This window comes from Providencia sp. PROV261 (assembly GCF_028477945.1).
GTDB lineage: Bacteria > Pseudomonadota > Gammaproteobacteria > Enterobacterales > Enterobacteriaceae > Providencia > Providencia stuartii.
Map to the genome: position 1 here is coordinate 1 of NZ_JAMPMC010000017.1, position 24,833 is coordinate 24,833.

At 42.5% G+C, this 24,833-nt stretch carries 26 protein-coding genes and 1 pseudogene; 9 read left to right on the plus strand and 18 right to left on the minus strand.

Going from position 1 to position 24,833, the window contains the following annotated elements; translation table 11 throughout:
• Positions 1-78: 78 nt before the first annotated feature.
• The 8 genes from fusA to fkpA all read right to left on the minus strand — a co-directional run bounded on the left by fusA (position 79) and on the right by fkpA (position 6,425).
• Positions 79-2,205, minus strand: a complete 2,127-nt coding sequence (gene fusA / locus PR675_RS11665) for an elongation factor G (RefSeq protein WP_004923927.1) — start codon at positions 2,203-2,205, stop codon at positions 79-81.
• A gap of 80 nt (positions 2,206-2,285) precedes the next feature.
• Positions 2,286-2,756, minus strand: a complete 471-nt coding sequence (rpsG, locus tag PR675_RS11670; RefSeq protein ID WP_004923925.1) for a 30S ribosomal protein S7 — start codon at positions 2,754-2,756, stop codon at positions 2,286-2,288.
• A gap of 98 nt (positions 2,757-2,854) precedes the next feature.
• Positions 2,855-3,229 carry a 30S ribosomal protein S12 gene (rpsL, locus tag PR675_RS11675; protein ID WP_004923923.1) on the minus strand — a complete coding sequence of 125 codons (375 nt, stop codon included), beginning with the start codon at positions 3,227-3,229 and terminating at the stop codon, positions 2,855-2,857.
• A 137-nt stretch (positions 3,230-3,366) separates the two neighbouring features.
• Positions 3,367-3,654: a sulfurtransferase complex subunit TusB gene (tusB, locus tag PR675_RS11680; protein ID WP_004923919.1), complete on the minus strand. Its 288-nt coding sequence runs from the start codon at positions 3,652-3,654 to the stop codon at positions 3,367-3,369.
• 20 nt (positions 3,655-3,674) lie between these two features.
• A complete protein-coding gene (gene tusC / locus PR675_RS11685; protein ID WP_004923916.1) occupies positions 3,675-4,034 on the minus strand; it encodes a sulfurtransferase complex subunit TusC in 360 nt (119 codons plus the stop codon).
• 126 nt (positions 4,035-4,160) lie between these two features.
• Entirely contained in the window at positions 4,161-4,562 is a 402-nt protein-coding gene (gene tusD, locus PR675_RS11690; RefSeq protein WP_014656962.1) for a sulfurtransferase complex subunit TusD, read from the minus strand.
• Positions 4,559-5,263 carry a helix-turn-helix transcriptional regulator gene (locus PR675_RS11695; protein WP_014656963.1) on the minus strand — a complete coding sequence of 235 codons (705 nt, stop codon included), beginning with the start codon at positions 5,261-5,263 and terminating at the stop codon, positions 4,559-4,561. The genes tusD and PR675_RS11695 overlap by 4 nt, the downstream gene beginning before the upstream one ends.
• A gap of 409 nt (positions 5,264-5,672) precedes the next feature.
• Complete coding sequence (fkpA, locus tag PR675_RS11700; protein ID WP_004923907.1) at positions 5,673-6,425, minus strand: FKBP-type peptidyl-prolyl cis-trans isomerase; 753 nt, start codon at positions 6,423-6,425, stop codon at positions 5,673-5,675.
• 210 nt (positions 6,426-6,635) lie between these two features.
• Here fkpA and PR675_RS11705 point away from each other — a divergent pair, with 210 nt between their 5' ends.
• Positions 6,636-6,857: a SlyX family protein gene (locus PR675_RS11705; RefSeq protein ID WP_004923904.1), complete on the plus strand. Its 222-nt coding sequence runs from the start codon at positions 6,636-6,638 to the stop codon at positions 6,855-6,857.
• A 68-nt stretch (positions 6,858-6,925) separates the two neighbouring features.
• Here PR675_RS11705 and slyD read toward each other — a convergent pair whose 3' ends face one another.
• The 4 genes from slyD to kefG form a co-directional block, all read right to left on the minus strand.
• Positions 6,926-7,528 carry a peptidylprolyl isomerase gene (gene slyD, locus PR675_RS11710; RefSeq protein ID WP_004923903.1) on the minus strand — a complete coding sequence of 201 codons (603 nt, stop codon included), beginning with the start codon at positions 7,526-7,528 and terminating at the stop codon, positions 6,926-6,928.
• Between the two features lie 89 nt (positions 7,529-7,617).
• On the minus strand, positions 7,618-7,821 hold the full coding sequence (locus PR675_RS11715; RefSeq protein WP_004923902.1) for a YheV family putative zinc ribbon protein: 204 nt from the start codon (positions 7,819-7,821) through the stop codon (positions 7,618-7,620).
• Between the two features lie 11 nt (positions 7,822-7,832).
• A complete protein-coding gene (kefB, locus tag PR675_RS11720) occupies positions 7,833-9,638 on the minus strand; it encodes a glutathione-regulated potassium-efflux system protein KefB (protein ID WP_004923898.1) in 1,806 nt (601 codons plus the stop codon).
• Complete coding sequence (kefG, locus tag PR675_RS11725; RefSeq protein WP_004923894.1) at positions 9,638-10,192, minus strand: glutathione-regulated potassium-efflux system ancillary protein KefG; 555 nt, start codon at positions 10,190-10,192, stop codon at positions 9,638-9,640. Before kefG ends, kefB begins: the two co-directional genes overlap by 1 nt.
• 166 nt (positions 10,193-10,358) lie before the next feature.
• On the opposite strand from kefG, the gene PR675_RS11730 reads away from it, so the two are divergent.
• Positions 10,359-12,296 (plus strand): ABC transporter ATP-binding protein, encoded by a 1,938-nt coding sequence (locus PR675_RS11730; protein WP_060561255.1) that lies wholly within the window; start codon positions 10,359-10,361, stop codon positions 12,294-12,296.
• 47 nt (positions 12,297-12,343) lie between these two features.
• Here the strand turns inward: PR675_RS11730 and adiA are convergent, their stop codons facing one another.
• The gene (adiA, locus tag PR675_RS11735) at positions 12,344-14,620 is read right to left on the minus strand and encodes an arginine decarboxylase (protein ID WP_004923888.1); all 2,277 of its coding nucleotides are present in this window, start codon (positions 14,618-14,620) and stop codon (positions 12,344-12,346) included.
• Positions 14,621-14,736: 116 nt separating this feature from the next.
• On the minus strand, positions 14,737-15,597 hold the full coding sequence (locus PR675_RS11740) for a MurR/RpiR family transcriptional regulator (protein WP_014656964.1): 861 nt from the start codon (positions 15,595-15,597) through the stop codon (positions 14,737-14,739).
• A gap of 237 nt (positions 15,598-15,834) precedes the next feature.
• Here PR675_RS11740 and murQ point away from each other — a divergent pair, with 237 nt between their 5' ends.
• Together murQ and murP are read left to right on the plus strand one after the other, a co-directional pair.
• Positions 15,835-16,746: an N-acetylmuramic acid 6-phosphate etherase gene (gene murQ, locus PR675_RS11745; protein ID WP_040132705.1), complete on the plus strand. Its 912-nt coding sequence runs from the start codon at positions 15,835-15,837 to the stop codon at positions 16,744-16,746.
• 27 nt (positions 16,747-16,773) lie between these two features.
• Positions 16,774-18,246, plus strand: coding sequence for a PTS N-acetylmuramic acid transporter subunit IIBC (murP, locus tag PR675_RS11750; RefSeq protein ID WP_004923877.1), 1,473 nt, complete (start codon positions 16,774-16,776; stop codon positions 18,244-18,246).
• 40 nt (positions 18,247-18,286) lie between these two features.
• On the opposite strand, the gene PR675_RS11755 is transcribed toward murP, so the two are convergent.
• Complete coding sequence (locus tag PR675_RS11755) at positions 18,287-18,892, minus strand: LysE family translocator (protein WP_060561256.1); 606 nt, start codon at positions 18,890-18,892, stop codon at positions 18,287-18,289.
• A gap of 97 nt (positions 18,893-18,989) precedes the next feature.
• Here PR675_RS11755 and PR675_RS11760 point away from each other — a divergent pair, with 97 nt between their 5' ends.
• The 3 genes from PR675_RS11760 to PR675_RS11770 are packed head-to-tail and all read left to right on the plus strand — an operon-like array spanning position 18,990 to position 21,109.
• The gene (locus tag PR675_RS11760) at positions 18,990-19,970 is read left to right on the plus strand and encodes a hydrolase (protein WP_004923872.1); all 981 of its coding nucleotides are present in this window, start codon (positions 18,990-18,992) and stop codon (positions 19,968-19,970) included.
• The gene (locus PR675_RS11765; protein ID WP_004923869.1) at positions 19,967-20,185 is read left to right on the plus strand and encodes a YheU family protein; all 219 of its coding nucleotides are present in this window, start codon (positions 19,967-19,969) and stop codon (positions 20,183-20,185) included. Before PR675_RS11760 ends, PR675_RS11765 begins: the two co-directional genes overlap by 4 nt.
• Before the next feature lie 57 nt (positions 20,186-20,242).
• A complete protein-coding gene (locus PR675_RS11770) occupies positions 20,243-21,109 on the plus strand; it encodes a phosphoribulokinase (RefSeq protein ID WP_004923866.1) in 867 nt (288 codons plus the stop codon).
• Positions 21,110-21,182: 73 nt separating this feature from the next.
• Here PR675_RS11770 and PR675_RS11775 read toward each other — a convergent pair whose 3' ends face one another.
• A complete protein-coding gene (locus PR675_RS11775) occupies positions 21,183-21,587 on the minus strand; it encodes an OsmC family protein (protein ID WP_014656965.1) in 405 nt (134 codons plus the stop codon).
• A gap of 304 nt (positions 21,588-21,891) precedes the next feature.
• Here PR675_RS11775 and crp point away from each other — a divergent pair, with 304 nt between their 5' ends.
• Positions 21,892-22,524, plus strand: a complete 633-nt coding sequence (crp, locus tag PR675_RS11780) for a cAMP-activated global transcriptional regulator CRP (protein WP_004923862.1) — start codon at positions 21,892-21,894, stop codon at positions 22,522-22,524.
• Positions 22,525-22,718: 194 nt separating this feature from the next.
• Positions 22,719-23,411, plus strand: coding sequence for a hypothetical protein (locus PR675_RS11785; protein ID WP_239686471.1), 693 nt, complete (start codon positions 22,719-22,721; stop codon positions 23,409-23,411).
• A gap of 307 nt (positions 23,412-23,718) precedes the next feature.
• Here the strand turns inward: PR675_RS11785 and PR675_RS11790 are convergent.
• Both PR675_RS11790 and PR675_RS11795 read right to left on the minus strand, forming a co-directional pair.
• Positions 23,719-23,853, minus strand: a pseudogene (locus PR675_RS11790) (IS5/IS1182 family transposase); the annotation flags it as partial.
• Positions 23,854-24,267: 414 nt separating this feature from the next.
• Positions 24,268-24,393, minus strand: coding sequence for a cytidine deaminase-like fold-containing protein (locus PR675_RS11795; RefSeq protein WP_258313105.1), 126 nt, complete (start codon positions 24,391-24,393; stop codon positions 24,268-24,270).
• Positions 24,394-24,833: the final 440 nt, after the last annotated feature.

Here is a 24,833-nt window from a genome sequence, read left to right on the forward strand (position 1 = left end):
CGACTCTATTCCTTATGGAGTTCCTTCTTCACTGTGAAGAAGGAACTTAATTAAAGTAGTTAAATCGATTAAAACCGATTATTTAGCGTTACGAGCTTCGATAACAGCTTGTGCAACGTTGTTTGGTGCTTCATTGTACTTCAAGAACTCCATTGAGTATGAAGCACGACCTTGCGTTTGTGAACGCAGGTCAGTCGCGTAGCCAAACATTTCTGACAATGGTACTTGTGCACGGACAATTTTACCAGTTGCCATGTCATCCATACCTTCAATCAGACCACGGCGACGGTTCAAGTCACCAATTACGTCACCCATGTAGTCTTCTGGTGTTTCCACCTCAACTTTCATGATTGGCTCAAGCAGAACAGGTTTCGCTTTTTTGAAGCCATCTTTAAACGCGATTGATGCCGCCAGTTTAAATGCCAGTTCAGATGAGTCAACATCATGGTAAGAACCAAAGTGCAGACGAATCCCCATGTTAACAACAGGGTAACCAGCCAGTGGGCCAGATTTCAACTGCTCTTGGATACCTTTATCAACGGCAGGGATGTATTCACCAGGGATAACACCACCTTTGATTTCGTTGATAAATTCGTAATCCATTGGAACGCCGTCTTTATCATTTTTGTCAAGTGGGTACATATCGATAACCACGTGACCGTACTGACCACGACCACCAGACTGTTTCGCGTGTTTACCTTCGATATCAGTAACTTTCGCAGTGATAGCTTCACGGTAAGCAACTTGTGGTTTACCAACGTTCGCTTCAACTTTAAATTCACGACGCATACGGTCAACCAGAACGTCCAAGTGCAATTCACCCATACCAGCGATGATAGTTTGACCTGTTTCTTCATCACTTGATACGCGGAATGATGGGTCTTCCTGAGCCAGACGGCCCAATGCGATACCCATTTTTTCTTGGTCAGCTTTAGTTTTTGGTTCAATTGCAACAGAGATTACTGGCTCTGGGAATTCCATACGTTCTAGGATGATTGGTGCATCAACCGCACACAGAGTATCACCTGTAGTAACGTCTTTCAGACCGATAGCAGCCGCGATGTCACCAGCGCGAACTTCTTTAATCTCTTCACGCTTGTTAGCGTGCATCTGAACGATACGACCAAAACGTTCTTTTTTAGCTTTAACTGGGTTCAGTACAGTGTCACCTGAGTTAACAAAACCAGAGTAAACACGGAAGAACGTCAGGTTACCAACGAACGGGTCAGTTGCAATTTTAAATGCTAAAGATGAGAACGGCTCATCGTCACTTGCGTGACGTTCCGCTGGAGTATCTTTACCGTCATCCAGAATACCGTTGATTGCAGGTACATCTGTCGGAGATGGTAAGTACTCAATAACTGCATCCAGCATTGCCTGAACACCTTTGTTCTTAAATGCAGAACCACAGGTAACCAGGATAATTTCGCTTGCAAGAACGCGTTGGCGAAGAGCCGCTTTGATCTCTTCTTCAGACAGTTCATCACCGCCCAAATATTTTTCCATCAGTTCTTCTGATGCTTCAGCAGCAGATTCAACGAGGAAGTTATGCCATTCTTCAGCTTGTTCTTGCATGTTTGCAGGGATATCTTCGTATTCGAAGGTAACGCCCTGATCTTCATCGCTCCACTTGATCGCTTTCATTTTGATCAAGTCAACAACGCCGGTGAAGCCTTCTTCAGCACCAACTGGCAGTTGAAGTGGAACTGGGTTTGCAGCCAAACGTGTTTTTAATTGATCAACAACACGCAGGAAGTTTGCACCCATACGGTCCATTTTGTTAACGAACGCGATACGTGGAACTTTATATTTGTTAGCCTGACGCCATACTGTTTCAGACTGTGGCTGAACACCACCAACTGCACAGTAAACCATGACCGCACCATCAAGAACACGCATAGAACGTTCTACTTCGATTGTGAAGTCAACGTGTCCTGGGGTGTCGATAATGTTAATACGGTGTGGTTCGAATTGTTTTGCCATACCAGACCAGAATGCAGTAGTCGCTGCAGACGTGATAGTAATACCACGTTCTTGCTCCTGCTCCATCCAGTCCATTGTTGCAGAACCTTCGTGAGTTTCACCAATTTTATGGTTTACACCTGTATAAAACAGAATACGTTCAGAAGTTGTTGTTTTACCGGCGTCGATGTGTGCACTGATACCGATGTTACGATAGCGTGATATGGGCGTTTGACGAGCCATTTTTTCCTCTCTCGTGGGCGTTCAATTCATCATTTAAAGGGTAGCAGAAAGCTACCCTCAGAAACACTAACGTGGTGAAATTACCAACGGTAGTGAGCGAACGCCTTGTTAGCTTCTGCCATACGGTGAACGTCTTCACGTTTCTTAACAGCAGAACCTTTGTTTTCAGCTGCATCCGATAATTCGTTTGCCAGGCGCAGAGCCATTGACTTATCACCGCGTTTACGAGCAGCATCAACGATCCAACGCATTGCCAGTGCATTACGACGAACCGGACGAACTTCTACAGGAACTTGGTAAGTTGAACCACCAACACGGCGGGATTTAACTTCCACAGTCGGACGCACGTTGTCTAGTGCAAGTTCGAATGCATCAAGTTCACTCTTACCAGAACGCTGAGCCAGGGTCTCAAGCGCGTTATATACGATTGCTTCAGCAGTAGATTTTTTCCCGTCTACCATCAGGATGTTCACAAATTTGGCCAGTAATTCTGATCCGAACTTAGGATCTGGAAGAATTTTACGTTGACCAATTACGCGACGACGTGGCATGGATATTACTCCGTTTTTAATTCAGGTTTGCCCAAAACTCGATTCGAGTATTTTGACATTAAGTTTAAAAATGTTTGGCCTTACTTAACGGAGAACCATTAAGCCTTAGGTTTCTTAGCACCGTATTTAGAACGGGCTTGTTTGCGGTCTTTAACACCAGAGCAGTCCAGTGCACCGCGAACGGTGTGATAACGCACACCTGGCAAGTCTTTAACACGACCGCCACGGATCAGGATTACGGAGTGTTCCTGCAAGTTGTGGCCTTCACCACCGATGTAGGAAGAAACTTCATAACCATTAGTTAAACGAACACGGCATACTTTACGTAGTGCTGAGTTTGGTTTTTTAGGAGTGGTGGTATATACACGAGTACATACGCCACGTTTTTGCGGGCAAGCTTCCAGTGCTGGAACGTTGCTTTTAACAACTTTCGAGCTACGTGATTTGCGTACCAGCTGATTAATAGTTGCCATTATTAAAAAAGCTCCTGGTTTTTTTGCTTCGTAAACACGGATTTTCGACCTCGTTCGCCAACATGACGATACACGAGGACGCGAAATTTTATTGCTGACTGACTCAGGTGTCAAGAAATATACAACTTTTAACCCTTTTATAGGGCAAAATGTTGTTTATGACTCACTGTGAGCTGTACAAAATCTCGATATGAGGCTAAAGACACCTGCTCTGAAATCATATTCTGCAAGCCGCGGGCATTAACATCTGCATCTAATGCGTAGACTCGCGCACCTTTTTGTTGCAGTTCACGTAAATGAGTCGATTGACTTACCGCGGCAATCACACCGTCTTGTATCAGTAATACCGCATCATCTGGCGCAATCAGCCGCAAAATGGCCGTGAAATCACAATGAAAAGGTGAAGTTGCTATAGTATAAAGCATAGAAAAGATCCTACAACAGATCAAAATTTAAGCACAACATCACATTTGGATAATTTATCGCGAATTTGTGTCGAATTGATGACACTCGCGTCCACAATCCATCGACTCTCTTCGCAAATTCCTCTTTCCTTTAAAGAATCAGAGCAAATGTAAATATTGTCGATATCGTAAAGCGGCAAAATTTTAAAGGTAGAAATATAGTCCCGCGCTAAAATTTCAGTGGGATTTTGATTTGCCAGTAACTGGCACACACCATCCGACAAGAAAAACACTGAAATATCCTCCGTCAGTGCTGATGTCGCCAATAAGGCATCTAACCCTTCTCGGCCACTGGCATTTCCATGAGGCATTGATGTAAAAACAAAAGCGAATTTTTTCATATCTGCTCTAAATAATTCGAAATGCGGCTAGGCATTGAGGTAACGGCATCATTCGCACGGATCCCCCACGAACGTCACCATTTCTACTGCAATATCATGCTATTTTTGCAGTATAACGAGGAAGCCCTAAAAACGGATAGTACGATCTGCCGTCATCATTGCTTCTGCCAAACTGCCTAATCCGCTCATGATAAAGCCATCACCGAGGTTACTGACAGCAAGGGAGAGTAGCTCAGCTTGTTCTTTATCGACCACACCACGGCGCAATGCAGCAGACACACAGATATGCATTTCACAACCCGACTTTTGAGCAAGCTGTTGCCATGCTTTCACTAAATTAAATTCATCATTGGCAGGTGAAGTGAGCGCATTCGCATTTGTAACACCTTCACTGTAAAAAAACAGTGTTTTTAAACAATGCCCTTCTTCAAGAAGGGCATGAGCAAATTGGTAAGCACTCGCGGCTTGCTGAGTACCATAAGCAGGCCCGGTCACCAGCAAACAGTATGTTAGAGGTTGTGTGTTCATTCCCCACTCTTAAACTGGCGAATATAGAGATAAACAGTATGTTTAGAGATATTTAGGCGATCTGCAACTTGGTTTATCGCATCTTTGATATCAAAAATCCCTTTTTCATAAAGATTCAGGACAACCTGTTTATTTTTCGCATTATTTGACACATTACGATCAGAGCTAACTTCTTCAATCGTATATTCTAATGTTTGTGCAACCAAATCATCGACTGAGGAGGCAAAGTTAACGTCTGAAGTCACATCTTGCTTCTCTTCAGGGACAAAACTTTTGATGATTTCTGAGAATGGCACATCAAGATTCATGTTAATACACAGTAAGCCAATGACACGCTGATTGCGGTTACGAATGGCAATCGTAACCGATTTCATTAAATCGCCGCTTTTAGCCTTGGTGAAATAGGCTTTTGATACATTAGATTCTTCATCAGCCATGTCATGCAGCATACGCAATGCAAGATCCGTGATTGGTGAACCAATTTTACGCCCTGTATGTTGCCCGTTGGCTATTCTGACGGCTGAACATTTTAAATCTTCCAGAGAATGAAGGACAATTTCACAATGTGCACCTATCAACATAGCTAAGCCATCAACGGCCGCTTCATACGATTTTAGAATTTCATGATCGGTTTGGGTGAAAGGCTCATTATTAAGTAAATTAATATCACTGTGATCATTTGAAAGTACTGAGTTAGACATTTTTAAACACCATCCTTCAAGTGTACGAAAATTCACCAATCTGACTAATGAGGCGTTAATTGTTAGAGGCTTTTGCCTGCATTTCATTATAAAGCGTCAGTAAATAAGGCGAAGAAATAATAAAACGTTATATAGTGAAGTTAAAACTACGGGGCGCTGCCGTCAAGCGATTGCATGCAAGACAGTTTGTTTTATCACAAGTTTTAAACAAAATAAGCATTATTTTTAGCAAATAATCAATAAACTTATTCGAAATCAAATTCCAGATGGCTTTTCTTAAATATGTCAGCATAATCAACTAATTATTTATTATATCTTGTTTAACTTTTTCTTCGCAAAAAATAAGTTGATCCCGCCTTAACGTAAAAAACCCAGACAATGCTGGGTTTTTTAAACTACTGCTTAAAAGTTATTTGCCTGTTGGCTTGATATCTAACAATTCAACATCAAACACCAGTGTGGAGTTAGCAGGAATACCTGGAACACCATTTTCACCGTACGCCAGTTCTGCAGGGATCACTAACTGGATTTTCCCGCCTTTTTTCACGTTAACTAGACCTTCGGTCCAACCTTTAATCACTGAATTCAGTGGGATTGTCAGAGGTTCATTGCGTGAATATGAGCTATCGAACTCAGTACCGTCAACTAATGTACCTTTATAATGAACAACAACGGTATCATCTGCTTTAGGTTTAGCGCCAGTACCTTCTTTTTCAATTTTGTATAACAGACCAGATTTCGTTTTCACTACGCCTTTTTCTTTCGCGTATTTTTCACGATATTCAGCACCTGCTTTTTCGTTAGCCGCTGACTCATCTTTCATTTTTTTTTCAGCTGCTTCTTTCACTTGGCCTTCAAACTGACGCAAAGTTTCTTCAACTTCTGCATCCGTCATTTTACTTTTGTTGTTGAACGCATCTTGAACGCCTGCAAGCAGTTGCGCTTTATCTAAATTGATACCAATATTTTTCTGCTCATCCAGTGAGTTTTGCATATAGCGGCCTAAAGATGCCCCTAACGCATAGGCATTACGCTCTTCGGCTGATTTAAATGCGCTACTTGTTGGCGCTTTCGTTGTCGTTTCAGCGGCCATAACTTGTGGTGCTCCGAAAGCTAGCGCCAATGTCGTTGCCAGAAGACTTGCCTTAAACAGTGATTTCATCCTAATCTCCGATATCTATTATAAGTATGCGTTGTTACTTACTTCATAATCTTTAGTATAGAATAGTAAGCAACAGAATTGACTACTTAGACAACATTAACAAAAAGAGGTTTCAACGCCTATCCTTTTAACTAAAACTTATCTATTGATTTGTAATGTTCAGTTATTATGATGATTTTTTTATGATGAAAAACCATAAGGAGCCACTAAATGGATTCATCGGACGCTTTTGAACAACGCCTTGAGCTTTTGGAAAGCAAAGTTGCTTTTCAAGAGGTAACGATAGAACAGCTCAACCAAGTCATTACGGACCAACAAATGCAACTGTCTAAATTACAAGAGCATATCCGTATTGTGGCTGAAAGACTAAAATCATCACAATCCTCGCACCTTGCGAGGCCTGAAGAAGAAACACCACCGCCACACTATTAAGTTTTCACCCATTATAAAAACAAAAAAGGAAAGCTATTTCAATGCTTTCCTTTTTTAATATTGATTAATTAGTGGCAGCCACAACCGCCGTGTTTGTGACCATGTCCGTGACCTTCGCCACCACCACAGCAACCACCTTCTTCGCCATGGCTATGACCGTGACCACCGCCACAGCAACCCCCTTCATGGTCATGATCATGACCGTGAGCGCCATGTGCGTGACCATGAGCTAATTCTTCTTCTGTTGCTTCACGAATTGCGATGATCTCAACATTGAATTTTAGGTTTTGGCCAGCCAACATGTGGTTACCATCAACGATCACTTCATCACCTTCAATACCGGTAATTTCAACTGGCACTGGTCCCATATCTGTATCAGCCAAGAAGCGCATACCAACTTGTAGTTCTTCAACGCCCATAAACACATCTTTTGGAACACGCTGAACTAAATTTTCATCGTATTGACCATATGCGTCGTCTGATGCCACTTCAACGTCAAAGTGATCACCCACCGCACGGCCTTCTAGCGCTTTTTCCAAACCTGAAATTAAAGAACCACGGCCATGTAGATAGTCGAGTGGCGCATTTGCCGGGGACTCATCAACTAAAACACCGTCTTCTGTTCTTACTTGATAAGCCAAGCTGACTACCAAATCGTTTGCTACTTTCATGACATCTCCTACTACCCATAGAGGGGGAAAAAATTTTGCTAATTGTACCGGAAAACAAGACGGCTGTATTGAGAATTGACAAAATTCTCTTACTCAGGTGTAAAAATTCCGATAACTTGTTCCTGCTTGCGTACATGAGGCGTTGCACTATCGTCAACTTGGCGCTGCTGATCCCCACAATTCACACATTCGACGACATCAATTTTATCTTCACGCCACATCATAAGAGTGTCTTGTGACTGACATTTAGGGCATGTTGCCCCTGCAATAAATCGCTTACGTGTTGACGACATTGTCCTATCCTTTATTCATCATGATTCCAGCTATGAGGCTGGCGGTGCTCTCTAAGCATCTCTTTTTCGAACAGCTCATTTAATTCTCTACGAGCCTCTTTCACACGGGAAATTTGACCACTATCCCCTTCATTTTCAGGGATAATCTCTCTTAATACCCGCATATCTAAGCGCCTAAAATGCTGTTTTGCACGATAGGCTTTATGAGGGTGCATTCCCGTACTGATTAACGCCTTGCTGCCAAGCTCTAGAGCACTGGAGAACGTTTCACGGCTGAAATCTTTAACGCCGCTTTGCAATAATTCATGGGCTTCAACGCGCCCTTTCGCTCTAGCAATAATATGCAGGTTAGGGAAATTTTCTTGGCATAAATGAACAATTTCCATGACCTCTTCGGGAACATCGCTCGTGATCACAATCGCCTTCGCTTTATCTGCCCCAGCAGAGCGTAGCAGTTGTAATTCGCGCGCATCCCCATAATACACCGTATAACCATAACGGCGCATGGTACTAATTGCCGTGACATCCTGCTCAAGTACCGTAATTTTAACTTTGTTCGCCATCAATAAACGCCCGACGACTTGCCCCATCCGCCCAAAGCCAACCAAAATAACGTGTGGGTCGTTATCTTCCACAAAGGGCTTCTCCGTGGACGTTGGCTGGCGATTATAACGGTAGTTGAGGTAGGCATCTATCAACTGCATCACAAGTGGCGTCGTCATCATAGATAAGGTGACGACGACTAACAGTAAATCCATTTGCCTTTCATCAATCACGCTTGCCCCAGAGGCGGTCGCAAAAATAACAAAAGCAAATTCACCACCTTGGCTTAATACCCCTGAAAACTGAGCTCTCGCGCCACCGCGTAATCTTGCTATCCAACTTAAGATATATAAAACCAATGCTTTAACCGTGACTAAAGCCAACACCCCAAGCAAAACTTGCGGTAGGTATGACCAAAGGACTTGTAAATTTAACGACATCCCTACTGAGATAAAAAATAGCCCCAATAATAGCCCTTTAAATGGCTCTATATTGATCTCTAATTCATGGCGAAATTCCGTTTCCGCCAGCATTACACCAGCCATAAACGTACCTAATGCCATAGAGAAGCCAAGGCTTTCCATAATCAGTGCAGAGCCAAGCACCACGAGCAATGCCGCCGCGGTAAAAATTTCATGTACGCCAGATTTTGCAGCAAGACGGAACATTGGGCGTAACAGATAGCGTCCTACAACCCAAAGGCCAGCGAATGCCACCACTTTTATCCCTATACGATACCAATCATTACTTGCTGTATCGCCGGCTAACAGTGGGATCAACGCCATTATCGGGATCACCGCCATATCTTGGAATAGCAAAACCGAAAACCCTAGCTGCCCGCTCTCTTTGTTGGACATCCCTTTTTCGTTCATGAGTTGCAATGCCATTGCGGTTGATGACATCGCCATACCAAGACCACCCACAACGGCAGCTTGCCAAGAGAACTTAGCTAAAAAGAGTAAACCTGCCATTAAAGCAGCCGTCACAACGACTTGAGCCGTTCCTACCCCAAAAATTGAGCGGCGTAGCTCCCACAGTTTGGATGGTTTCAGTTCCAATCCAATCAGAAACATCAAAAAGACAACGCCCATTTCTGAGAAATGGAGAATATCGTCAACGTTATGGATAAAGCCAAATACGAATGGCCCGATCACAATCCCTGCGAGAAGGTAACCCAGTACCGCCCCTAAACGAATTTTTTGTGCGATGGGCACCATCACTACACCAGCACACAAGAAAATAATCACAGATTCAAAGATATCGAGTTGCCCCATTAGGATAGCCCCCCAATTTGTAGCGGCTGTTGAATCCATTCGCGATATCCCGCAATAATCTGTTGTAACTGTTTTTTATCTTGCCGACGTGCTGCATAAATCACACTTGGCTCTAACCATTGCATATCACACATCGCTGCCGTTAATTCAAAAGGCCGTAAAATATCGCTCAAAGGGTAATGGTTATACCCTCCGTATTGATAGGCCTCTTGAGGTTCCCCTGTAGTAATAATGGAACGCCAATATTTCCCTTTTAGCTTTTGATATCCCATATCCGTTGCGAAACGGCGAGTTAATACCCTATCAAACCACTCTTTTAATAAGGCCGGACAGCTATAGGTATAAAGTGGGTGTTGAAATACAATAATGTCGTGCTGGCATAACAATTTTTGCTCTGCCGTCACATCAATAAAATAGTCAGGATACGTCGCATACAGATCATGAATTGTGACATGTTCTAAATCCTCAACGGCTTTGAGTAAAGCTTTATTGGCGACGGATTCATCAGGATCTGGGTGTGCATAGAGCACCAGTATTTTCAATTTATTTGACATCTTTCCCTCCTCAAAGGCGTGTCAGACGGATAATTTTCCGTTACCATGCAGCTTTTGGTAAAGCGCTTTTATTTTTACGCCCCGTCATTTTCATATGGCCATACGCTTGTTGAAAATCTGAGGGTATTCATTATTTAATTTAACATATTTTCAACTGACGGCTGCTATGATTGTTTTCTCTTCCTTACAAATTCGCCGTGGCGTACGTGTTCTTCTGGACAATGCCACCGCTACAGTTAACCCCGGTCAAAAAGTTGGGCTCGTGGGGAAAAATGGCTGTGGCAAATCCACACTGCTTGCGTTACTCAAAGGTGAATTACAAGCAGAAGCAGGCTCAGCTACCTTTCCCAGCACATGGTCACTGGCATGGGTTAATCAAGAAACACCTGCGCTGGATGTTCCTGCTCTAGAATATGTCATTGATGGTGATCGCGAATTTCGTGCGCTTGAGCAACAGCTACAATTCGCCAACGAAAAAAATGATGGTAATGCAATCGCGGCCTTGCATGGTCAACTTGATGCAATTAATGCTTGGAGCATCCGCTCTCGCGCCTCTAGCCTATTACATGGCCTAGGTTTTAGCCAAAACCAGTTACAAGAGCCTGTAAAATCTTTTTCAGGTGGATGGCGTATGCGCCTTAACCTTGCTCAAGCGCTGCTATGTCGCTCAGACCTCTTGCTGTTGGACGAACCGACCAACCACCTTGATTTAGATGCTGTTATTTGGCTAGAAAAATGGCTCAAAAGCTATCCCGGCACATTAATATTAATTTCTCATGACCGAGACTTCCTCGATCCTATTATCGATAAAGTGCTGCATATTGAACAAGAAACAATGTTCGAATATACGGGCAACTACTCCTCATTTGAACGTCAACGCGCCACGAAACTCGCTCAGCAACAATCTCTCTATGAGAGTCAGCAGGCTAAAGCGGCTCACTTACAAAGTTATATCGACCGATTTAGAGCAAAAGCCACCAAAGCGAAACAAGCACAAAGCCGTATTAAGATGTTAGAGCGTATGGAAATGGTGGCACCTGCACATGTGGATAATCCGTTTCATTTTTCATTCCGCCAGCCAGAGAGTTTGCCAAATCCATTATTAAAAATGGAGAAAGTCAGCGCGGGTTATGGTGATAAAGTCATCCTAAGCTCAATCAAATTGAATTTAGTACCAGGCTCTCGTATTGGTTTATTGGGCCGTAATGGCGCAGGTAAATCGACACTGATTAAACTACTTGCAGGTGATTTGCAACCTCTGCAAGGCGTAGTATCGCTAGCGAAAGGGATTAAACTCGGCTATTTCGCACAGCATCAGCTTGAGTACTTGCATGCGGATGAATCCCCTTTACAGCACCTAGCACGAATTGCGCCACAAGAGACTGAACAACAGTTACGTGATTATTTGGGAGGGTTTGGTTTTAAAGGCGATCAAGTTACTGATCCTAGCGGGCGTTTTTCTGGAGGGGAAAAAGCACGCTTAGTGTTGGCATTGATTGTTTGGCAACGGCCTAATCTGTTACTACTCGATGAGCCAACCAACCATCTTGATTTAGATATGCGCCAAGCCTTAACAGAAGCTTTAATTGATTTTGAAGGTGCATTAGTTGTCGTTTCCCATGATAGGCACTTATTACGCTCAACAACGGATGATTTGTATCTCGTGCACGACGGTTTAGTAGAGCCTTTTGATGGTGATTTAGATGATTACCAGCAATGGCTAGCAGAGCAAAATAAACTGGAATTGCAGCAAGTTCGTGAATTGCAAGAAAAAGAGCGACCAACCAATAACGCAACGGTCACTGCGCAAGATAGGAAAGATCAAAAGCGCCGCGAAGCAGAGTTTCGTCAACAAACTCAGCCTATCCGTAAGAAGTTGATTGAGTTGGAAAAGAAAATGGAGAAACATTCAGCGCTGCTAGCAGAATTGGAAGCAACATTATCTGACGCTGCAATTTATGAGCAAGAGCGTAAAGCTGAATTGACCGAGTGCCTGAAAAAGCAAACGGAGCAAAAAAACGCATTAGAAGAGGTAGAAATGGCGTGGATGGAGTTGCAAGAGCAGCTTGAAACCATGACTAGCGAATTTGAGGCCAACGCATAATTGTTTGATTAAGATAGCCCATTTAATATCGGGCTATCTTTTATCGCTTATTCGTCACATGTTTTCACACACATCACATAATATTGGCCATCAATAATTTCTGTTCCTTCTGTTTCATGCTCAAACCCGGGAAATTCACTATCCCATGCCTGTAAACTCCGTAGATAATGAATATGCGGGCTATTTTCATCACCAAAGTTCTCCCCCGATAAGAGCATCGGGATCCCCGGTGGATAAGGGATAATCGAGTTTGCAGCCACTCTCCCCATGAGCTGATCAACGGGTACGGCTTCAACACGGTTAGCGACTATTTGTTGATAGGCATCGCGTGGGGTCATCATCACTTGAGGTAATTGCGAATAGGCCTGATTTAATCGTGCACCCGGATTATTTTTTTGTAGATAGGCAAACATTTTATCGCCGAGATCACGTAATCCCATTTCACCATAAATTTCAGGTGCTGACGCCACGACTTCGGGTAACACCTTTTTCAAGGCAGTGTTGTTATCATAATGGCGTTTAAAGGAAAGTAACGTATTAACTAATGTTCCCCATTTTCCTTTGGTGATGCCCATGGAGAATAAGAACATAATTTGGAAATCCGTCGTTCTTGTTGGCACAATGCCATAGTGATTCAGCCATGCTGTCACGAGAGCGGCAGGAACCCCTGTATCTAACAGCTTTCCATCGTCTCCCATACCGGGAGCAAGAATACTCACTTTAATGGGGTCTAGCATGGCCCAATTATCAGGAATATCATTAAAACCATGCCATTTATCTTCAGGGTGCATTACCCAACAACTCTGTTCCCTCATCAATAATTCAACAGGTGCATCTTCAAAGGCGTATCGTTTCCCTGTTGCGGGGTCTTTCACCATCTCCTGATTCCAAGGTTTGAAAAACCATTCATCATCATTGAGAAACTCTTTATATAGGTAGGCTAAAGATTGCCTAAAGTCGATAGATTCTCGGATCACTTCATCCGTCAGTGAACGTCCACTATTGCCGTCCATCATGTCGGCAGCAATATCATTAGATGCACAAATAGCATATAGCGGTGAGGTTGTTGAGTGCATTAGATAGGCTTGATTAAAACGATTAAAGTCAATGGCGTTACGCCCGTTACGCACATGAATAAACGACGCTTGAGACAGCGCATTGAGTAATTTATGGGTGGAATGGGTAGCGAAGATAGTCGGCTCGTTTTCTGTCCGCTCTTCGTCACGCATGGCAAAGTGGTTACGATAAAGCGGGTTAAAGCGCGCGTAACCATACCAAGCCTCATCAAAATGAATACGGTCTAAAGAGCCATCGAGCAAATCTTGCACTTTACGTGCGTTATAGCAGACACCATCATAAGTACAGTTAGTCACCACACTATAAGCGGGTTTTTGCTTTACTTTACCTTTCGTTAACGGGTTAGCCGCGATTTTAAATTTAATCGCATCTGGGGTCATTTCTTTTGGGTAAATTGGCCCGATAATACCGTAACGGTTACGACTTGGGATCATATAAACGGGTTTTGCTCCCGTTAAAATCAAGCCCTGCTCGATCGATTTATGGCAGTTACGGTCAATCACCACCACATCATCATCGGTCATACAGGCCTGCATAATTGTCCGATTAGAGCCGGACGTACCGACCACCACGGAATAAGATTGGTCGGCGCCAAAAATGCGAGCGGCGTTCTTTTCACACTCACCAAATGCACCGGTATGATCCAGTAGCGATCCCACTGCCACCCGTTCAATACCAATATCTGTACGAAAGAGATTTTCACCAAAGAAATCATGGTAAATACGTCCAGCAGGCGTTTTGGTAAAACCAACACCTCCTTGGTGCCCCGGCGCTGCCCATGAATATTCATGAACATCACTGTATTTAATGAGGCTTTTCATGAGCGGCGGGAGTAGTTGTGAGCGATAACGTTGGATAGCGGCAAGTACTCGACCCGCAATAAAGTCGGCAGAGTCCTCCAATATCCATGCGAACTCGTCAACTTGCTCCATCATATTGCGGTCAAAGGCGACCAATGCCTCTTCACGGTCACTAAGCAAGAAAACCGGTACATCTTCTTGCCTTCGGTGTAATTGCGTAATTAAGCGATGTGCTTGGATTTGTTCGTCACGATCCGACATATCGCGACCGTATAACAAGCAATCAATACTGGTATTTGAACGGATATAAGCGAGGCCATCTTCAAAGTCACGAATAATGACAGTTTCCACATGCTCATCATTCAACTCACTGGCAAGTCTTGCTACAGCATGGCTAATCACGGAATCTTTATCCGTTAGCTCGGTATAAACAATTAGTGCCCTCATTAATAATGCCCCTATAAATTACGTCAAATTATTCACTCACTACATTAGTCTTAACGCAAATAGGTACTTTTTGCAAAAACAAGCGGATTACTAATTGATAAAAAACAGCTTTATTTTTATTCATCTAGCCTGTTGATCATGACTCGCGCATTCATCACCAACATTTTCGCCCGTGCTTCACGTTTTTGTAATAGCGCCATAAACAGCAGATCGGTTAAGGTATTTTGTGCCGTGCGTGAGGAAATCGATGAACTGCGCCATTCATTTTCTTCCGCGATACTCTCAAGCACATAATCAGCTAATTGAGCAAGCGGTGACAGCCGACTACGGGTGATTGCAATCACATTCGCACCTTGCTTACGCGCAATACTCGCGGCGGTCAGCATGTCTTTACGTTTGCCCGTAAAAGAAATGACAATCTGTGTATCTTGTGGGGTCAATGTCAACGCTGCAGCAATTTGCACATGATGATCGGACTCCACCAATGTGGTAATGCCTATCTTTTGTAATTTATAGCTTAAATCCTTCGCGGTTAACCCCGAGCCGCCAATGCCAACAATTTGTACACGCTGGGATTTATCAATGGCATCCACAATTTTTTCAAACAGTTTGAAATCGATATGGCGAGTTGTTTCAGTAATCGAATAATTTTTTTCTAATGCTAATTTTTGTGCAACTACCATCAAGTTATCATTTTGCGTGATACGGTTATGCAACGCCGTATGCGGATTGGCCTCATCAAATTGCTGCCGTCCGATGATCTCACTTAACGCTAACTTCAATGCTGGATACCCTTTGACACCGACTTTTTGGCTAAATTTCACCACAGCGGATTGGCTCACATTTAATGTTTCCGCTAACTGCTGTGACGATAAGCTCAGTACACGCTCTGGCTTCTCAAGAATAAACTGAGCGATCCTACGTTGGTTTTCCGCAAGTCTTGGCAGCAAACAAGTGATGGTATCCAGTAAAGTCATCCTTAATTCCTTATTTGTTGAATATAATAAAAAATAAATTATTCCTATTAGAATAACTTCATTACTTAGTTTTAATCCTTTAAATTCAATAAGTAATTTATTTAAGCAATCTAAATTATCCGAAAATATTCTTTCATATTGGCAATTCAGAATAGAGAACGCCGTGATCATTATCACATCACTGGAATAAATAATTCCTTAATATCGCCTCATTAACTGAGGTAGGAGTAATTTATTATGACCATTGACTTAAGCAGAATGGTAACTGAAAGCCGTAACGCCGCGAGCACCAATATCGATCAACTGTCGACCATCGATATGTTGCAAGTCATTAATAACGAAGACAAGCAAGTGCCTTTAGCGGTTGAGAAAGTCCTGCCGCAAGTTGCCCAACTTGTCGATAAGGTGGCCCAAGCATTTCTTAATGGTGGCCGCTTAATTTATGTTGGTGCTGGCACTTCTGGCCGTTTAGGAATTTTAGATGCCAGTGAATGCCCTCCTACCTACGGTACACCTCATGAACAGGTGGTCGGCTTAATCGCTGGCGGCCACCAAGCTATTTTTCGCGCTGTGGAAAATGCCGAAGATAAGCCAGAGCTGGGTGAGCAAGACCTGCTTAATATCCAATTTAACGATAAAGATGTTTTAGTGGGTATCGCGGCAAGTGGGCGTACACCTTATGTACTCGGGGCACTGGCTTATGCGCGCAAGGTCGGCGCAGTTACCGCTTCAATCAGCTGTAATCCGAATAGCCCTGTCGCAAATGCTGCCGATATCGCCATCACCCCTATTGTCGGGCCTGAAGTCGTGACTGGCTCTTCACGTATGAAAGCAGGTACTGCACAAAAACTGGTGCTCAATATGATCACGACTGGCGCCATGATCCGTATCGGAAAGGTTTTCGGTAATTTAATGGTGGATGTCGAGGCAACCAATGCCAAATTGGTTGAGAGACAAGTCAAAATTGTCATGGAGGCAACTGAGTGTGACAGGCAAACTGCGGAGCTAGCACTACAACAATGCCAAAGACACTGTAAAACTGCAATTTTGATGATCTTATCTGGGCTTGATGCTCAGGAAGCGCGTCAATTGCTATCGGACAACCAAGGTTTTATTCGTACAGCTCTTAATGTCGCAAAGTCCGTTTAATACACGGGAACTGATAGGGTAAATGGCATGGCTAAAATAACAAAAGAAATGATGCAGGCAATCCTGCAAAATGTCGGGGGTAGTGAAAATATTCGTCATGCAGGAAACTGTATGACACGTTTACGTTTGACCCTCAACAATGACCAACTTGTCGATAAAACAGCAATTAAACAGATCCCCGGCGTTCTTGGTGTGATTGAAAGTGAAGATCAATTGCAGATTGTACTCGGCCCCGGCAAAGCACAAACCGCCTCTGATCTCATGAATCAGCTCTTAGAAAGCGATGAATCTGGTTTCTTTTCTAACATCGATACATCATTAGAAAATAACTTAAATGCCCTCGCTTCATCCAATAAACAGCAAATGAAGCAAAAGCAAACAAGTGCAATTCATCGTTTTTTATCTAAGTTTGCGACCATTTTTACCCCTCTTATTCCGGGCTTTATTGCAGCAGGCTTATTACTCGGTTTTGCTACGTTAGCAACTCAAACCCTTTACCCTGGGGGTTTACCGAAGTCGCCTGAACAACAGACATTCGCAGTTCATCTGATCCTGTATATGTCAGTGTTTAGTAAGGGGCTATTTAGCTTTTTAAGCATTCTGATTGGTTATAACGCGCAAAAAGCATTCGGTGGAAGTGGCGTCAATGGTGCTATCATCGCTGCACTATTCGTCCTTGGTTATGACCCAAATGCCACTTCAGGGGTCTTTTCTGGAATGACCAACTTCTTTGGTTGGGATATCGACCCGCGTGGTAGCATTATTGGCGTGTTAATCGCTTGTATTTTCGGTGCATCGGTTGAAAAACAAGTCCGTAAAATCATTCCTTCTAACCTCGATATGATTTTAACATCAACCATCACGTTGCTTATTGTTGGTGCTGCCGCTTATGTTGTCATTATGCCACTAGGAAGCTGGTTATTTAATGGCATGTCATGGCTGTTTATGCACTTAAACGGTAATCCTTTCGGAACGGCAATATTAGCGGGTTTATTCTTGATTGCGGTGATGTTTGGTGTACACCAAGGGTTTGTTCCCGTCTACTTTGCCCTAGTGGATGCACAAGGCTTCAACTCCCTATTCCCTATTTTAGCAATGGCGGGGGCAGGACAAGTCGGTGCAGCATTAGCGCTCTATGCGAAAGCGAAGAAAGGCTCTATCTTACGTAATCAAATTCGTGGCGCTATCATTCCGGGTTTCCTCGGTATCGGCGAACCGCTGATTTATGGTGTCACCTTGCCTCGAGTAAAACCTTTTGTAACGGCTTGCTTGGGGGGTGCTGCGGGTGGTTTCTTCATTGGGCTAATCGCTTGGATGGGGTTACCTGTCGGGCTTAATACCGTATTCGGGCCATCGGGTCTTGTCGCCATTCCGCTAATGACATCAGCCCAAGGCGTATTTGCAGGAATGGCTGTGTATGTTGGTGGTATTGCTGTTGCTTATGTATGTGGATTTATTTTCACTTACTTATTTGGCAGCAAAAATATCGATTTAACATAAAGCCAATCAATGCAATGGGGGGTTGTCTATCCCCCCTTTTTTATTCGAGCCAAATTAATGGCACACACGCCGCGGTTAATAGCCCCATCACTAAGTTGAAAATAAACCACGCTCTGCGACTTTTTAGAAAATGGCCGATCAACGCTCCGCCCGCCATCCAGATTAGCCCTGCCACAAAATTAACGGTAACCACCGCAATACTCATGATGATAATGGATTGCACAAACAGTTCTCCGGGTAGACTATAGCTCCCCACAGCACCTAACCCCATCATCCATGCTTTAGGATTTAAAAATTGTAACAAACCACCTTGATACCATTTGATATTTTTTGTTGCTGTCGTTTCTGTTTTTAGTGGCGAATAACGAGCCGTAGCGGTTTTCCATGCTAACCACAATAGGTACGCACTACCCGCGACTTTCATCGCCACATGCAAAGCAGGATAAAGCAATAAAAGCGCTGCAACACCGAAAGCGGAGAGGTAAAGTATTGATTGCATGCCTAACATAATCCCTAATAATAAGGGAATACTGCGACGAAACCCATAATTTGCCGTGCTTGATGTTAATAGCATGTTATTAGGGCCAGGTGTTATTGCTGCAATGAATAGAAATGTAAAAAGAGAAAAAACCAGCCCTAGACTCATTTATAATCAATCCTCAAAAATTGAGCATACTTGCATCATAAAAAAATAACAGTATGTTATGTGCCCTACAAGGGAATTACTAAATTAAATTAAGGCTATGTCAGAAAACTTTCGCCCTATTAATTGGGCTAAAAATCCACATCTTCAAACATTATTGCCAAGAATTTTTCGTAGAACGCCGAAAATCAAACCAATTTGGCAACGGCTAGAGCTACCTGATGGCGACTTTATTGATCTTGCATGGAGTGAAGCTCCCGAACAGGCAAGCAAAAAACCTCGTTTAGTCATCTTTCATGGCTTAGAAGGTAACTTTAAAAGCCCCTATGCGCATGGGATGCTTGAAAGTGCCCAAAAACAGGGATGGCTGGGTGTGATTATGCATTTTCGCGGTTGCAGCGGCGAGCCTAACCGCCAAAAACGGATCTATCACTCTGGCGAAACCAGTGATGCACGTTACTTTTTGCATTGGTTAAAGCAGACTTGGGGGGATGTTCCGACAGCGGCTGTTGGTTATTCTCTTGGTGGCAATATGTTAGCCTGCTATTTAGCGGAAAATGGTGATGATGCCGATATTGATGCAGGTGTTGTTGTTTCCGCACCTTTAATGCTAGAGCCTTGCTCAATCCGTATGGAAAAAGGGTTTTCTCAATTTTACCAACGCTATTTACTTAATGGATTAAAGCGTAACGCAACACGTAAACTCGTTCGCTACCCGGGTTCATTACCGCTTAATTTGCTACAATTAAAGCAGCTAAAACGTATTCGTGAATTTGATGATGTGATCACCGCAAGAATTCATGGTTTTGAGAATGCGACCGACTATTACCAGAAATGCAGCGCATTACCAAGACTGCCTCGTATTACAAAACCAACATTAATTATTCACGCAAAAGATGACCCTTTTATGGCACCTGAAGTCGTGCCAGATATCTCACGTTTACCTGCTAATATTGAATACCAAATGACAGAGCATGGTGGGCATGTTGGTTTTGTTAGTGGTAGTTTAAGAAAGCCAGAAATGTGGCTAGAGAAACGTATTCCACAGTGGCTAACACCGTATTTGGATAAACAATCATGATTATTCCTTGGAAAGATTTAGCACCTGAAACTTTGGAAAACCTAATTGAAGCTTATGTGCTCCGTGAAGGAACGGATTACGGCGAGCATGAAAAGACGTTACAGCAGAAAGTGGATGATGTGAAACGGCTGTTAGTTTCTGGGGAAATTGTGCTAGTCTGGTCAGAATTGCACGAATCTGTTAATTTTATGCCTAAAAATCAGTTTCGCCCGTAACCCCGTTTCGCTCATGGCTTAAACAGCGTGGACGTAACGCAACACAGGGAGTCCACGATGTCAAAAAAGCACCCCATTATTGCAATTACCGGTTCTAGTGGTGCTGGAACCACCTCAACAAGTCTGGCATTTCGTAAAATATTCCACCAATTAAATATTCAAGCCGCAACCTTAGAAGGTGATAGTTTCCATCGTTATACTCGGCCTGAAATGGACATGGCTATTCGCAAGGCGAGAGAGCAAGGCCGCCATATCAGCTACTTTGGCCCAGAAGCCAATGACTTCGCCTTATTAGAGCAGACACTGTTAGAGTATGGCTTACATGGTAATGGTAAATCGCGTAAGTACCTGCATACCTATGATGAAGCGGTACCGTATGGGCTTCAACCCGGTACATTTACGCCATGGGAGTCCCTGCCTGCGAACAGTGATATTCTTTTTTATGAAGGCTTGCATGGCGGGGTGGTGACGCCAGAAAATGATGTTGCACAACATGTTGATTTATTGGTGGGCGTTGTACCAATTGTTAACCTTGAATGGATTCAAAAGTTGATCCGCGATACGACCGAACGCGGCCATTCACGTGAAGCCGTCATGGACTCCGTCGTTCGTTCAATGGGGGATTACATCAACTATATTACGCCGCAATTTTCACGTACGCATATTAATTTCCAACGCGTCCCCACTGTCGACACATCAAACCCATTTTCTGCGAAAGCGATCCCTTCACAAGATGAAAGTTTTATTGTGATCCGTTTTAGGGGGCTAGAACAAATTGACTTCCCATATTTACTGTCCATGTTAAACGGCTCATTTATATCAGCAATGAATACCATTGTTGTTCCTGGCGGTAAATTAGGCTTAGCCATGGAATTAATTATGACACCTCTCGTTGAAAAATTAATAAAGCAGAAACACGATTAAGCGCCGATGATGCTTATTATTATTTAATAAATAAGCATCATGAATTAAAAAAATTATATAATTAATAAATAAATTATTGATTCTGGATTTCAAAACTGTGGGTAACTTTAACCGCTTTTTCTAACATTAAAGAGACTGAGCAATATTTTTCAGCCGAAAGTTGAACTGCACGTTCAACCGCTTTTTCCGTTAAATCCGTTCCAGTTACAATAAAATGTAAGTTGATATGGGTAAAATAACGTGGAGCTTCATCGCGGCGTTGTGAGGTTAATTTAACTTCACAACCTTTTACGTCATGGCGGCCTTTTTGTAGAATAGACACAACATCCACTGAACTACACCCCCCAACCGCCATTAACACCATTTCCATTGGACTTGGAGCTTTATCACCTGAATTGCCATCCATCATAACTTGATGGCCTGATGCTGATTCTCCTAAAAATGAGAGACCTTCAACCCATTTAACTCTTGCTTCCATATTTAATTCCCCTAGGAAAATATTTTCTAAAAGATAACATTGTTGCATAAATACTTTCAATCAAATAGCTGCTTTAAGATGCTGAACCGATAAAAGCAAGACTTTCTCGGTTGAATATGTTACAAACAAAGTTCCACCTGATAGGGTTAAGATCAAAACTCAAGGTTTCAATTGATAATATTATAGTGTTGGTATTAACTTGCTCTATAATGCGAATTAATATGCTAAGCTAGTGACTTTAAAAACCAGCCGTTCTCGTTACAATTAACTGAATGGCTGTATTAACATACAGAGGATAACGCTAATGGTTCTCGGCAAGCCACAAACAGACCCTACTCTTGAATGGTTTTTGTCACACTGCCATATTCATAAATATCCATCCAAGAGCACTCTGATTCATCAGGGTGAAAAAGCAGAAACCCTTTACTATATCGTTAAAGGCTCAGTGGCTGTTTTAATCAAAGATGAAGAAGGCAAAGAAATGATCCTCTCCTATTTAAATCAGGGAGATTTCATTGGTGAACTAGGGTTATTTGAAGAAGGACAAGAACGTTCAGCTTGGGTTAGAGCAAAAAGTGCCTGCGAAGTCGCTGAAATTTCTTACAAAAAATTCCGTCAACTTATTCAGGTCAATCCTGATATTCTTATGCGCCTTTCTGCGCAAATGGCAAGTCGCCTGCAAACCACCTCAGAAAAAGTAGGTAACCTTGCTTTCCTTGATGTGACAGGCCGTATTGCACAAACTCTGCTTAATTTAGCGAAACAGCCCGATGCGATGACGCATCCAGATGGGATGCAAATTAAGATCACTCGCCAAGAAATTGGCCAAATCGTTGGTTGTTCACGCGAAACCGTTGGTCGCATTTTGAAAATGCTAGAAGACCAAAATCTGATCTCCGCACACGGTAAAACGATTGTCGTGTACGGTACTCGTTAACCGATATTAGTCTCACCACTTTGGTAAGACCGCGATTGCATAATGGCTTTATATCTTTGATATAGAGCCATTTTTGCTTCAACATCACCGAAAACCAGAAAATAGCATTAATATCGTTATTTTATATTATTCATATCTACTAAAAAATAAAATCTAGAATAATTAATATACTATTATTTGAAGGTTTTATTAAAATGAAAATAAGTGAACATCGTCCATCCCTAAAATATATCAACCAAACAATCACGGCTCATGCAGAGATGCTAAAGCGTGGCAATATGACCCCTGAGACAATCTCTGAATCATGCCGGATAAAAAGAAATAATTTAGAGGCAAAATATAAGTTTCTTAACGAAACAAATAGCATTAAGCCAATATCAATCACCTTACCTACACCAGTAAAATTCGATGACAACGCATTTAAAGAGCGACAAGCTAAAATCGATGCGGCAATGAATATCGCCAATATCCTAAAGGAGAGTCAACTCCCTTCTCTGCCCTCATTATCGTTACCATTGAACTATTCATTAAAATCGAAGCATTCAACAAATACGATTAAAGAGCATGATTGTAATATGAGTGGTAACCAGTCAGCTCATTCGCTAAATATACCTAGACCCACAACGGATCTTCGACAAAAACTTGAGCAGTTGAGATCTAAATGTGAGAGGGTTGCTGCTAATTTAGATGCTAATAGTTATTCTGCTGAATCACTAAAGGTGAATTCAATGATCCACCTGAAAAAATTAGAACTCAATGCAAGCCTTATTGGCACTGACTACTCAGAGCTGGATTTAGTATGGTATATGGATAAAAAAGCACAAACTCAATCCGAGAAAGAGGCAATAATTAAAAATTTCACGCCCCCAAAACCAATCGCACATTAAAAAGGAAGCCGAATTCCCCTCAAGATACCGACTATCACTCAGGAATTAGATCAACCTAGAAAAAAACGTTCCATTCATCAGGCTACTGACATTATTTCATCTCATTCTCAGGGCAAGGGGCGAGTGATTATCAATGGGCAGGTAAAAAGAGACCTGAGTGGAGTGGCATTATCCCCTTCGACTGCCGATCCGCGCAAAACAAATATCGATAAAATGTCCAAGAAAGAAATTAGCATTAATCATACAAAAAATATCAATACAAAAAGTGCTAGGGCATGTTGACCTTTGCTGTTTATTTTTTAATAAATCATATAGGGAGCCACATGACTGAACATGCTAAGGCGACCATGCTTTTATAATTGCTTGTTAATTTGTGATACCGAGTTACGACGGCTCGGTATTTCTAAATTTACAGGAAGGCATTTTCAACTACGTGCCAATATTACTTGTCCACAGCTCCTTAATTGAGACAGCGATAATTAGATTTTTAGCCCGAAAAATATAACGCTTGTTGCCGACATCCAGTGTGTGGACTGGCTGAATCATGCCAATGAAGTTATTTATTGAATAAGTGAAATCAAATCTCAGTAGATAAAATTAACTACTGGTAACTGATTGAACAGTTAAGGATTTTTAAGTCTATAGTCGAGGTGATTGTACTGTAAAAACACAAACAGCTAAAGAACACGCGGTAAAATCAAGATAGTATACCATGGGGTACTTGCGCCCCCGCCCATAGCTGATTATTAGTGGTCAGTGGCAGAATGAGCTCGGGTTTACGGCAGGCAGTCACTTTACCCTCACACACCAAGCCGAGTCGTTGATTATCCGGCTGGCTGATAATTTCAATCCTTCTTTATCTGCCATTGCGGCAATATCCACATACAGGCTCTTTTGTCACCCTCATATTCATATCTCGACCAACGGTAATAATTTTCATATGCTTGCGAATAGTACCAACTTCAGCATGTGCAGAAGCCATATTTCCATTTGATACATATTTGCTAGGATTTTTTCTACGTTAGTTTCATTCTATCGTTAATTAACGTTGGACGATTTTTATCACCTAAAAAATAATCCGGTCTATTTCCTTGGTTAGTCTCTTTAAATATTTCGCTTTTTTCTTTATTTATTAATTAATTCCGCTTTCACCTTCGGAATAGATGTATGTGTATTGGCATAGTTAATTTGGCCACCTAAATAGAGCTGTTATTATACACTGCATAACTTAACAGGTGACATGTTTGTTAAGTGCTGTAAGTAAACTCATGTATTTGCTATAAAATCTAAACCAACATACAAAGAGGGGGGAATCCCATACCCCGGCGCTTCGCTTGGGGTAAAACCCAGCCCGAGTTTTATTCCCACCATTCCACGATATGATGAAAGCCCGCCTGTGCTCCGCGTCATTATTTGAAATCG

Coding starts and splice junctions, on each gene's coding strand:
- fusA (WP_004923927.1), bottom strand. CDS start 2,205: ATGGCTCGTCAAACGCCCATATCACGCTATCGTAACATCGGTATCAGT.
- rpsG (WP_004923925.1), bottom strand. CDS start 2,756: ATGCCACGTCGTCGCGTAATTGGTCAACGTAAAATTCTTCCAGATCCT.
- rpsL (WP_004923923.1), bottom strand. CDS start 3,229: ATGGCAACTATTAATCAGCTGGTACGCAAATCACGTAGCTCGAAAGTT.
- tusB (WP_004923919.1), bottom strand. CDS start 3,654: ATGCTTTATACTATAGCAACTTCACCTTTTCATTGTGATTTCACGGCC.
- tusC (WP_004923916.1), bottom strand. CDS start 4,034: ATGAAAAAATTCGCTTTTGTTTTTACATCAATGCCTCATGGAAATGCC.
- tusD (WP_014656962.1), bottom strand. CDS start 4,562: ATGAACACACAACCTCTAACATACTGTTTGCTGGTGACCGGGCCTGCT.
- PR675_RS11695 (WP_014656963.1), bottom strand. CDS start 5,263: ATGTCTAACTCAGTACTTTCAAATGATCACAGTGATATTAATTTACTT.
- fkpA (WP_004923907.1), bottom strand. CDS start 6,425: ATGAAATCACTGTTTAAGGCAAGTCTTCTGGCAACGACATTGGCGCTA.
- PR675_RS11705 (WP_004923904.1), top strand. CDS start 6,636: ATGGATTCATCGGACGCTTTTGAACAACGCCTTGAGCTTTTGGAAAGC.
- slyD (WP_004923903.1), bottom strand. CDS start 7,528: ATGAAAGTAGCAAACGATTTGGTAGTCAGCTTGGCTTATCAAGTAAGA.
- PR675_RS11715 (WP_004923902.1), bottom strand. CDS start 7,821: ATGTCGTCAACACGTAAGCGATTTATTGCAGGGGCAACATGCCCTAAA.
- kefB (WP_004923898.1), bottom strand. CDS start 9,638: ATGGGGCAACTCGATATCTTTGAATCTGTGATTATTTTCTTGTGTGCT.
- kefG (WP_004923894.1), bottom strand. CDS start 10,192: ATGTCAAATAAATTGAAAATACTGGTGCTCTATGCACACCCAGATCCT.
- PR675_RS11730 (WP_060561255.1), top strand. CDS start 10,359: ATGATTGTTTTCTCTTCCTTACAAATTCGCCGTGGCGTACGTGTTCTT.
- adiA (WP_004923888.1), bottom strand. CDS start 14,620: ATGAGGGCACTAATTGTTTATACCGAGCTAACGGATAAAGATTCCGTG.
- PR675_RS11740 (WP_014656964.1), bottom strand. CDS start 15,597: ATGACTTTACTGGATACCATCACTTGTTTGCTGCCAAGACTTGCGGAA.
- murQ (WP_040132705.1), top strand. CDS start 15,835: ATGACCATTGACTTAAGCAGAATGGTAACTGAAAGCCGTAACGCCGCG.
- murP (WP_004923877.1), top strand. CDS start 16,774: ATGGCTAAAATAACAAAAGAAATGATGCAGGCAATCCTGCAAAATGTC.
- PR675_RS11755 (WP_060561256.1), bottom strand. CDS start 18,892: ATGAGTCTAGGGCTGGTTTTTTCTCTTTTTACATTTCTATTCATTGCA.
- PR675_RS11760 (WP_004923872.1), top strand. CDS start 18,990: ATGTCAGAAAACTTTCGCCCTATTAATTGGGCTAAAAATCCACATCTT.
- PR675_RS11765 (WP_004923869.1), top strand. CDS start 19,967: ATGATTATTCCTTGGAAAGATTTAGCACCTGAAACTTTGGAAAACCTA.
- PR675_RS11770 (WP_004923866.1), top strand. CDS start 20,243: ATGTCAAAAAAGCACCCCATTATTGCAATTACCGGTTCTAGTGGTGCT.
- PR675_RS11775 (WP_014656965.1), bottom strand. CDS start 21,587: ATGGAAGCAAGAGTTAAATGGGTTGAAGGTCTCTCATTTTTAGGAGAA.
- crp (WP_004923862.1), top strand. CDS start 21,892: ATGGTTCTCGGCAAGCCACAAACAGACCCTACTCTTGAATGGTTTTTG.
- PR675_RS11785 (WP_239686471.1), top strand. CDS start 22,719: ATGAAAATAAGTGAACATCGTCCATCCCTAAAATATATCAACCAAACA.
- PR675_RS11795 (WP_258313105.1), bottom strand. CDS start 24,393: ATGGCTTCTGCACATGCTGAAGTTGGTACTATTCGCAAGCATATGAAA.